The organism is Methanoculleus thermophilus, assembly GCF_001571405.1.
In the GTDB taxonomy this organism is placed as follows: domain Archaea; phylum Halobacteriota; class Methanomicrobia; order Methanomicrobiales; family Methanoculleaceae; genus Methanoculleus; species Methanoculleus thermophilus.
In genome coordinates this window covers 265,917-274,822 of record NZ_BCNX01000004.1, presented here as the reverse complement: position 1 = coordinate 274,822, position 8,906 = coordinate 265,917, and the positions used below count along the sequence as shown (strand labels likewise).

Genomic DNA, 8,906 nt, shown 5'->3' with positions numbered 1-8,906 from the left:
CACTACTAAACTTGGGACGGAATTAGCGGTTACTGGACAAAATTCCGCATTGCCAATGCCAACGTCAGAACCAACCCGGCTCAAAGCACGGTCTTGTTAGTTCTCCATCAACAGGGAAACAATGTTTGTTTTGTAAGTATATAAACATTTGCTCCCTGCATCAGATTTGAGGCTTGGGCCTCAAACCCTCATATCCCTTTGATTACAGGTGAGTCGGCCCAAACCCGGCCGAACTTTTTCACCTGCGCAGGAAATAATGTTTGTTCTTCATCACATATAAACATTATGTTCCTGCTTCAGGCCTCGCAGCAAGAGTTCTCTGAAACTCTTGCCCCGCACCCAGATCCCAGCCGAAATACGAAGTTTCGGCTCGAACCCGATTCACCTGTGCAGGATCCAATGTTGTTCGCGCTTACATATAAACATTGCGCTCCTGCATGGGAATCAATTCCGGGGATTTACTCTAAACCCCCGGAACGGTGACATGATCTCTCGAGACGTATCGCCCGACGACCTACTCACCTATGTGAGGAATAACGTTAGAATTACTAAGATATAAATCCTCCTGCAGGATCCACCAAAACAAGCCGTTTCCACCGGGGTTTAGCGTTCAGACCACAGCAACACCGTTCTCCAACCCGCTCATTCTCCCGGGCATAAACGGTCTGACCGTATTCCGCGCGGGAACACAAAAAGCCACAAATAACAACTGTTTTGTTACGGCCGCGCAAACAGAATGGCACAACAGGGGAAACCCCCGGAGCCAGACGAATACCCATGCCCCGCTTCAATCTCAGCCCATCGCTCATCGGCTGGTTCTTCTACCACGATTGCGAGCGCTACCTGCGCTACCATGCAACCCCCGAGAAGGAGCGCGCGGACGCAGGCATCCCGGCGGTCAGAGCCGGGCGAAGCGCAGTGACGCAGGCCCTCATGGATGCAGGCATCCGGTGGGAAGAGGAGGTCATCCGCACCAAACTTTCTGGAAGAGCCCGGATCCCGGGCGGCGCGGGTCCCTTCACCGACCGATCGTTCTCCATCGAAGAGAGTTTCAACCTCCTCCCCCGACTCTCCCCCGGCGAGGCAATCTACCAGGCGACCATTCCGGTCTCAGTTCACTTCCTGCGCAACTATGGCCTCGACCCGGAGACCTACCGGTTCTCTCCCTGCCGCCCTGATCTCATTCGGATGGAGCAGAAAGAGAATGGGAAGTCACGACTCTCAATCATCGACATCAAAGCAAGCGAAGAACTCAGCATCACCCACCGGATCCAGGCGACTCTCTATGCCCTCATCCTCGATCACGCTCTCGACCTGCTCGGGATCGATCTCGAGGTCGACCTCTCCCGGGCTGGGATCTGGCTCCATGGAAAGGAGGAGCCGGAACCCTTCGATCTCCACCTCAACATCAGGGTGGTCGAAGACTTCCTCCGCTACCGCCTCCCGGAGATCCTTGAAGAACCGCCGGAGGAGGTGCCCTGGCACATCACTTCGCGGTGCGAGACCTGCGAGTTCTACCCATACTGCCGCAAGGAGGCAGAGACCACTGCCTCGGTCTCGCAGATCCCGGGGCTTTCGCCTGTAGGAAGGCGCTATCTCCGGGAGGCCCCCTGGAACGGGGGGAACCCCATCAACACGCTTCCCGAGCTTGAACGGTTCCTTGCAGACCGGGATAACGACCGGCACCTCGAGAACTGCGGATCACTCGCAGGCCAGGGCGACCGCCTCCGCGCAACCGTCCGGGCGCTCACCACGGGAGAGGTCGTCCGCGGGACCGGGACATCGCTTGCCCTCCCCGTCTACGAAGGGGTAAGCATCGTCCTGACGCTCCAGAAGGACCCCGTCTCCGGCCGGGTATACGCCCTCGGGTTTCGACGAAGCAAGGGGAAGAAGGTCTACGGCACCCCCGCGCATGAAGCCATCTTCGTCGCCCAGAACCCCGACGACTGCACCAGGGTGCAGCGGGAGTTTCTCCAGGCGCTCGCCGCGGAACTTGAAGCCGTCGACGGGTACAACCGGGAGCATGAGTGGGCGGACCAGATCTCGGTGCAGACCTACGTCTACGATACCTACGAGGAGGAACTCTTCAATCAACTCCTGAACGAAGCGATCAAAGACCCCGCCACGGCAGAGACGGCCCTCAGGCTGCGGTTCTATTACCAGGATCCCGGCATTGCGCTCGGGTTCTGCCACCCGGCAGCATCGGTCTCCTTCCCGATCGTCGTCTTGACGCGCGAGATCCGGCGGCTGCTGGCCCTCCCCGTCCCGTTCACCCTCCGTCTCCCGGAGGTCCTCGCGGCCATCCCCTCCTCACGCTTTCCGTATCAGCTCAGTCCAAACACCCTCTTCTGGAACGAGCAGAGCAACGCCATGAAGAGCGATGCCGTCATCATGGCCTGGAGCGGAGCAAGACCGGAGGCCACGGGCTGGATCCGCCAGGAGATCGCGCGCCGCCTCCTTGCTGCAGGGAGTCTCCTCGAGGGGCTCCGCGAACGGGTTAAGGAGAGCCTCGTCCGGTGGCCGGAGAACTTCCGGTTCCCGCGCCCCTGGGACGCAGCGACGCCGGAGGTCTCACGCCTCCTCTTCATCGCGGAGTACGAGTCAAGCCTGGGCGCCCGAAAGATCCAGGAACTGCGGAGCAGACCGCCGGCGGTGCGCATCCGGGACGGTATCAGCATCCCGGTCAGAAAGATCGAGGGGAACTTCTGGAAGGTGCTTTCGCCTCTCGACCTTGCGACGTTCGAGCAGTCTCAGGCGTTCAGTTACCTCCTGGTGCCGGACGGCGACGCGGGCGAGGAGGCGCTCCTCGCATTCGACGACCTCCGCTACCGGGCGAGCCCTAACCCCGGCAAGAGCGGGGTCTGCTTCGCCCATGTCCGCGACACCATCGTCAACCATGCTGCCGGTGAGGTGAGGGGGCTTGTGCTGGAGGTAACCTATCCCTGGAATCATCAGCCCTTCTCCGAGGGCGACTGTGCGGTGCTAAACCCGCGCTTCACCGACTTCGTCACGCCGCGCTACGTAGACCGCCTCCTCGCCCTGGACGGGGAGCCGAATAACCCGTTCATCCGCCTCCTCCGGGACCCACGGGGGTTCGCGGCACCGGTCCTCGAGTCGGAAGAGGTCATCGCCGATGCCAGACGGCTCGCCGGCGACGCAGGGTTCACGAAAAGCCAGGCCAGGGCATTCTCCAGGATGATAGAAAGCCGCCTGACGCTCGTCTGGGGGCCGCCCGGAACCGGAAAGACACACTTTCTCGCCAATGCCGTCCTCTCGCTCGTCAAGGCCCGAAAGGAGCACGGTAAGCGGATCCGGGTGGGAGTGGCCGCGTTCACCCACGCCGCCATCGAGAACCTGCTCGTCAAGGTGCAGGACTCGGTCGAGGGATTCGGCCTTACTGCGGCTCTTCCCATATACAAATTAAGAAGCATCCACACCCCGGGGGGGAAACGATGCCTCGAGGTGCTGCCCCACGATCGGGTCGAGACCGTCGTCGGCTATCCGTCCCTCCTCCTCGGGGGGACCGTGCACAGTTTCGAGAGGCTTGAGAAATTCCTCCCATCCTTCGATCTCCTGATCATCGACGAAGCCTCGCAGATGCGGCCGGCGGAACTCGCGATGGTCCTCCCGCTGCTCGCAGACGGTGGGCGGCTCGTCCTTGCGGGCGACGACCTTCAACTCCCCCCGGTCATTCTCGGAGCCTACCCGGTGCCTGAGGACGGTCTCCCGGGGCTTGAGGACTCAATCTTTGCCTACCTCAGACGCCGCGACGACCCGGAGCACCCCGTCTATACCTGCCAGCTCCTGGAGAACTGGCGGATGAACCGGACCCTCTGCCGGTTCCCGGCGGAGACCCTCTATGGGACCGGTTACGCCCCCGCGACCAGTGCGATCGCAGCGCAAAAGATCGCCCTCGCCCCCGACGAGCCCGGCGAGGAGTGGGTCGAGTGGGTCCTCGATCCAGAATGCCCGCTCGTCCTCTGTATCCTCGAGGGCGTTCAGACGACGGTAGAGAACCCCACCGAGGCGGCTCTGGTCACCCGGCTGGTCGGAGCGCTCCGGGAGAGGCTGATCGACCCAGAATCCGGGGCCCCGTATCCTGAGACAGAGGATGGAAACTACCGATTCTGGCGGAGCGGGCTCTTCATCGTCAGCCCGCACCACGCCCAGATAGGAGCCATCCGGAACGCCGTCTCCAGGATACGGGACTGGAAGTATCCGCCGTTCATTGATACCGTCGACAAGATGCAGGGGCAGGAGGCCGAGTGCGCAATCGTCAGTTACGGGGTGAGCGATCCAGAGACCGCTCTTGCCGAAGCCGAGTTCATCTACAGCAAGAACCGCTTAAACGTCTCACTGACCCGGAGCCGGGCGAAATGTGTGGTCTTCCTGCCCCGGCCGCTGCTGGAGCCGCCGCTTGACCTCGTCCAGAATCAGAAGGCGGCAGAGGGGCTGACCCATATGCTCGACCTCCAGGAGTTCTGCAGGGCTCACGGGGATGTGCGGACGTTTTCCCTCGACGATAAGGCGGGAATCAGGCTCACGGTGATGCGGGCGCGGGAGGAGGAATAGAGAACGCGTAACCACCAGTTGCGCCACTTCCTAAAACCAGGGGATCTTCCGAGCAACCTAGTGTTCAGTGACCCCATGACCCATGCACGGCTTTCCAGGGGGCATCGCAACTGGGGGGTGGGGACAGGGGAGTGCGAGCGAAGCGAGCTTGAGAAACTCGGAGAGTTTCGAGGGGGGATGCTCCCCCCTCCCCTGTAACCTCTCCCCCCTATGGCGATATCCCCCACGGTCCAGTATATGGGCAGTCAAGTAGTATAGAGGGCCCTTCATCGTACCCCATCCATCATCACACCCTGACATCTACAGCGATGAAAAAGCCGACCCATTGATCCCGATCACCCCCCGCCCAACCTATTTCCCCCTGTCCGACAAACCAGATACCGTGATCGGCAGCCTCGACCCCGACCAGAACGACCTCGAACGGCGAATCCTCGAAGAGACCCGGGCGCACGGGATCACCCAGAGGGCCATCGCCCTCTTTCAAGACCTCATCCTCTCCCACTACCGCAACCACGGCCGCGATCTCCCCTGGCGGCGGACCACCGACCCATACCGGATCCTCGTCTCCGAGATCATGCTCCAGCAGACACAGGTCGAGCGGGTCGCCGGGAAGTACCGCGAGTTCCTCAACCGGTTTCCCGACTTTGCAAGCCTCGCCCGCGCGCCAAAGAGCGAGATCCTCCTCGCCTGGCAGGGGATGGGTTACAACCGCCGGGCAATCGCCCTCCAGAAGACGGCGCAGCGCGTCGTCGAGGAGTACGGCGGCCGGCTCCCCGCGGACGTCGAGACGCTCGCGACCTTCCCCGGCATCGGGAAGGCGACCGCGGCTGCCATCTGCGCGTATGCCTTCAATATGCCGGTCGTCTACATAGAGACGAACATCCGGCGGGTCTTCATCCACTTCTTCTTCCCCGAAAAAGAGGGAGTCAGGGATGATGAGATCCTCCCGGTCGTGGAGCGGGCCCTCTACCGGGAGAACCCCCGCGAGTGGTACAGTGCGTTAATGGACTACGGTTCGGTCCTAAAGAAACGGACGGCAAACCCAAACCGGCGGAGCGCATCCTACTCCCGGCAGAGCCGGTTCGAAGGCTCCGACCGGCAGGTCCGCGGCCGGCTGCTCGCCCTCGTCCTCGAGGAGGGTGCAGTCACGGAAGGTGAGGCCGCCGCCCGAACCGGTGAAGACCCCGGTCGGGTAAGAAGGATCCTCGCCGACCTCGCCCAGGAGGGGTTCGTCGCCGAGAGCGACGGGACCTACACCTGCAGGTGAAGGTTGATGCCGGAAGGGCGCCACCCCGCGGGGTATGAAGATCGGCTACCCGTGCATCAACAGGAGCATCGGCTGCTCCTCCGGGCGCACGTTCCGGCTCGCCTCGTACTCCCGCGAGCGGCTGGAAGAGACCCTCAGCAAGAATCTCCGCTGCCTCGATGCGATCCTCCGCTTCAACCTGGCATCGGATATCCTCTTCTTCCGGATCACCTCCGACCTCGTCCCGTTTGCATCGCACCCGGTCTGCACCGCCCCCTGGCGGGAGACCTTCTCTGAGACGTTCTCAGAGATCGGCCGGTTCATCCGCGAGCACGATATGCGGATCTCCATGCACCCGGACCAGTTCGTCATCATCAACGCCAAAGATCCGGAGATCATCGACAGAAGCCTTGCCGAACTTCGTTACCACGCCGCGGTCCTCGACGCCCTGCACCTTGATGCGACCGCGAAGATCCAGATTCACGTCGGCGGCATCTACGGCGACCGCAAGGCCTCGATGGAGCGCTTCTGCCGCGAGTATGCCCGTCTCGACGAGAGTATCCTCCGCCGGTTGGTCATCGAGAACGACGACCCGCGTTACACCCTGGCCGACTGCCTCGCGATCCACAAGGAGACCGCGATACCGGTCCTCTTCGACTCGCTACATCATCAGGTCAACTCCTCCGGGGAGACGGTGACCGAAGCGGTTGAACTGTGCAGCGCAACCTGGGGGCCAGAAGACGGCATCCCGATGGTCGACTACAGCACCCAGATGCCCAAAGCCCGGAAGGGCAGGCATACAGAAAGCCTGGACGGAGCGGCCTTTGCGCAGTTCCTCGGCGAGACCGCACCGACAGATATGGATATCATGCTCGAGATCAAGGACAAAGAAAAGAGCGCTCTTGCCGCCGTCGAGATCGCCCGCTCGGATAGGCGGTTCCTCCCAAGATAGAGCACTAAGAGCCCGGGTCAGGACGGGACGATCTCAACCACCGGCGGAACGAGCGCCGACGCGATGGCGTGGCAGATCCCGTTCGTGCAGAACGCATCGCTCTCGACGATCGGAACGCTGTTGACGGTTATGCCCCGATCGGACGACCGGAGGACGATCTCTGTTCCGATACTCGACCTGACGGCGGCAAGGCTCTTGAGATCCTCCGAGGTAAACTGCCCCGGAACCACATGGTAACTCATGATCAGGAGAAGTTTGTCCGGGTCCTGCCGCAGTTCGTCCATCCGCTCTTTCGGGACCCGGGCAAACGCCTCGTCCGTCGGGACAAAGACCGTGAATGGCCCCCTCTCGCGAAGCATCGGCTCCATCCCTGCAATTCTGACGAATTCAAGGAACACGGTGAAGCTTCCGGAATCCTCCAGGGTTTCGATGATGCTCTTCATGGTGTTCCCTCACTCTATGCAGGATTATTTATACATTCTCACGGCTCATCCAGGATCCACTCTATGCAGCCACGGTTCTCGCAACCGGGGGAAGGAGCAACGTGTAGATCGCGTGGCAGATCCCGTTCGTACACCAGGCATCGGACTCTACAACCGGGACGTTGTTGACCAACACTCCTTCCGGCGCGATCTCCACGGTCAGGTCATCACCCTCCAGCGACCGCAGGGTCCGTATCCCGAGGAGATCTATCATGGAGTGCACTCCCGGGACGATATGGTAGTTCAGGACATCGATGAGCCGGTCGGCATCTCCCCGGATGGCGTCGAGCTCCGACCGGGATACCATCCCAAACGCGTCGTCGTTCGGGACAAAGAGCGTATACGGACCTTCGGTGCTCAGCCTCCCTTCCAGACCGGCTGTTCGAACGAGGTCAAGGAAGATCGTAAACGACCCCGATTCCCGTAGAGTTTCAAGGATACTCTTCATGCAAACCAGCTCCCGCCGTGGGATGGGGTGGCGAGGTTATAAAACTGCGGGTGGTCCCGCACGATCCCCGTGAGAGCCTGCAGACCGGGGTGATATCCGTATCACCGCGTCACCCGCGCCTCGACTGCACGGGGCAGGAGCACCTGATCGATGACATGGTACATCCCATTTGTGCAGTCGACGTTGGCCTGGATGATGGCAGCATCATTCACCTTCACCATCTCCGGACCCCCCTCAATCTCCAGGTGGTCGCCCTGAAGAGTCCGGATCGCCTCCATCTGAGCCAGTTCCTGTACGGTGAGTTTACCCTGGACCACATGGTACTTGATCAGGCTGGTAAGTCGCTCCCGGTCGACCATGACCGCATGCAGCACCTCTGCGGGAAATCTGGAGAATGCTTCGTTCGTCGGGAAGAACGCAGTATACTCTCCAACCTCGTCCAGGAGGGGCACCATCTCACCGACCTGTACTATCCGAAGCGAGGTGCTCAGCCGGTCGTCCTCACGGGCAGTCTCAAAGATGCTCTTCATCGGTTGTCCCCCAAGATGGACTGCGGGATCATTTGTAGAAGTATATATAATTACGTCAATAGTTCTCCGTCAACAATCCCGACCGGACAGGGACTGCATGCGACTGGTTGAGAGGCCAGACTGGATATGCCCGCTTGTGGCAGCATGGAGCTGAATTTGGCATCGAACTAGCGCAACCCCGGATACAGAGGCACAAACGCCGGGCAAAAAAAGGGTTTCTCGTTCACTCGCTTGCCGATGGCGTGTAAGCCTCAAAGGCCTGCGAGAGGGTCACAAAGGGAACGCTATCAAGGGCGTGGATGATGCCGTTGTCGGCCTTGATATCCCCCTCGAGCACGAGAGCCTCATCAACCTGCGTGCCCCGCTCGGTCTTTCGGACCATGATGCGATTTCCTTCGAGAGTCTCCACGACATTCTTTGCAAGCAGTTTATCGAGAGTACACGCATGGTTCCCTATCGTAAAGAAGTCGATGAGATGCGAGAGCATCTGCTTGTCGTTTAAGATCATCGACCTGTTCGGCTCGGGGATCGCGTCCCATGCCGAGTCAACCGGAGCAAAGAACGTCATCGGCCCCTCACCCTGCAGCATCGCATCCTCACCGAGGGTCTGGACAATCTCGATGAGCCGGCTGAATCTTCCATCGCTCTTGAGTATCTCAAAGATCTTCGCCATACC

The 8,906-nt window shown here is 60.7% G+C and carries 7 protein-coding genes; 3 read left to right on the top strand and 4 right to left on the bottom strand.

The genetic code is table 11. The features are described 5' to 3' along the window. Positions 1-777 precede the first annotated feature (777 nt). The 3 genes from MCUTH_RS03175 to uvsE all read left to right on the top strand — a co-directional run bounded on the left by MCUTH_RS03175 (position 778) and on the right by uvsE (position 6,770). Positions 778-4,572, top strand: coding sequence for a bifunctional RecB family nuclease/DEAD/DEAH box helicase (locus tag MCUTH_RS03175; RefSeq protein WP_066955426.1), 3,795 nt, complete (start codon positions 778-780; stop codon positions 4,570-4,572). 382 nt (positions 4,573-4,954) lie between these two features. Next, entirely contained in the window at positions 4,955-5,839 is an 885-nt protein-coding gene (locus tag MCUTH_RS03170; protein ID WP_066955423.1) for an HhH-GPD family protein, read from the top strand. 34 nt (positions 5,840-5,873) lie between these two features. Further along, positions 5,874-6,770 carry a UV DNA damage repair endonuclease UvsE gene (gene uvsE / locus MCUTH_RS03165; RefSeq protein WP_066955420.1) on the top strand — a complete coding sequence of 299 codons (897 nt, stop codon included), beginning with the start codon at positions 5,874-5,876 and terminating at the stop codon, positions 6,768-6,770. A gap of 17 nt (positions 6,771-6,787) precedes the next feature. Here uvsE and MCUTH_RS03160 read toward each other — a convergent pair whose 3' ends face one another. The 4 genes from MCUTH_RS03160 to MCUTH_RS03145 form a co-directional block, all read right to left on the bottom strand. Beyond that, positions 6,788-7,213: a fasciclin domain-containing protein gene (locus MCUTH_RS03160; protein ID WP_066955417.1), complete on the bottom strand. Its 426-nt coding sequence runs from the start codon at positions 7,211-7,213 to the stop codon at positions 6,788-6,790. A gap of 61 nt (positions 7,214-7,274) precedes the next feature. Continuing rightward, on the bottom strand, positions 7,275-7,700 hold the full coding sequence (locus MCUTH_RS03155; protein WP_066955414.1) for a fasciclin domain-containing protein: 426 nt from the start codon (positions 7,698-7,700) through the stop codon (positions 7,275-7,277). Between the two features lie 101 nt (positions 7,701-7,801). Further along, complete coding sequence (locus tag MCUTH_RS03150) at positions 7,802-8,230, bottom strand: fasciclin domain-containing protein (protein WP_066955411.1); 429 nt, start codon at positions 8,228-8,230, stop codon at positions 7,802-7,804. A 223-nt stretch (positions 8,231-8,453) separates the two neighbouring features. Next, positions 8,454-8,903, bottom strand: coding sequence for a fasciclin domain-containing protein (locus tag MCUTH_RS03145; RefSeq protein ID WP_066955408.1), 450 nt, complete (start codon positions 8,901-8,903; stop codon positions 8,454-8,456). Between the last annotated feature and the right edge of the window lie 3 nt (positions 8,904-8,906).

What these genes read in the sequence shown, in the direction of transcription:
- MCUTH_RS03150 (WP_066955411.1), bottom strand. Translation starts at nt 8,230, where the DNA reads ATGAAGAGCATCTTTGAGACTGCCCGTGAGGACGACCGGCTGAGCACC.
- MCUTH_RS03155 (WP_066955414.1), bottom strand. Translation starts at nt 7,700, where the DNA reads ATGAAGAGTATCCTTGAAACTCTACGGGAATCGGGGTCGTTTACGATC.
- uvsE (WP_066955420.1), top strand. Translation starts at nt 5,874, where the DNA reads ATGAAGATCGGCTACCCGTGCATCAACAGGAGCATCGGCTGCTCCTCC.
- MCUTH_RS03175 (WP_066955426.1), top strand. Translation starts at nt 778, where the DNA reads ATGCCCCGCTTCAATCTCAGCCCATCGCTCATCGGCTGGTTCTTCTAC.
- MCUTH_RS03145 (WP_066955408.1), bottom strand. Translation starts at nt 8,903, where the DNA reads ATGGCGAAGATCTTTGAGATACTCAAGAGCGATGGAAGATTCAGCCGG.
- MCUTH_RS03160 (WP_066955417.1), bottom strand. Translation starts at nt 7,213, where the DNA reads ATGAAGAGCATCATCGAAACCCTGGAGGATTCCGGAAGCTTCACCGTG.